This is a genomic window from Luteimonas sp. A611 (genome assembly GCF_054072715.1).
This window is the reverse complement of sequence record NZ_JBSVRP010000020.1, coordinates 1-554: the sequence shown is the minus strand read 5'-3', so window position 1 is coordinate 554 and position 554 is coordinate 1. Positions and strand designations below refer to the sequence as shown.

Below are 554 nucleotides of genomic sequence, written 5' to 3'. Positions count from 1 at the left end.
CCGAGATCGTCGGCCAGATCCGCCAGGGCAGCGATGCGATCAACGCCTCGGCCTCGGAAATCGCCGCCGGCAACGACGACCTGTCGCGCCGCACCGAGCAGCAGGCTGCATCGCTCGAGGAAACCGCTTCGTCGATGGAGGAGCTCACCTCGACCGTGCGCCAGAACGCAGACAACGCGCGCCAGGCCAACCAGCTGGCCATCGGCGCGGTCGATGTCGCCTCGCAGGGTGGCGAGGTGGTCGGCAAGGTCGTGCAGACCATGTCCGCGATCTCCGAGTCATCCAACCGCATCGCCGACATCATCGGCGTGATCGACGGCATCGCCTTCCAGACCAACATCCTGGCGCTCAACGCCGCGGTCGAAGCCGCGCGCGCGGGTGAGCAGGGTCGTGGCTTCGCCGTGGTCGCGGCGGAAGTGCGCTCGCTGGCGCAGCGTTCGGCAGGCGCGGCCAAGGAGATCAAGACGCTGATCACCGATTCGGCCGACAAGGTCCGCCATGGCAACGAGCTGGTCGACCAGGCCGGGCGCACCATGGGCGAGATCGTGACCAGC

Annotated in this window: 1 protein-coding gene; it reads left to right on the top strand. The window is 68.2% G+C overall.

All coding sequences use genetic code 11. The annotated features are described in order from the left end of the window. Positions 1 to 554 (top strand): methyl-accepting chemotaxis protein (locus ACW5EG_RS17060; protein WP_457020506.1); only part of this gene is annotated, 554 nt, incomplete at both ends.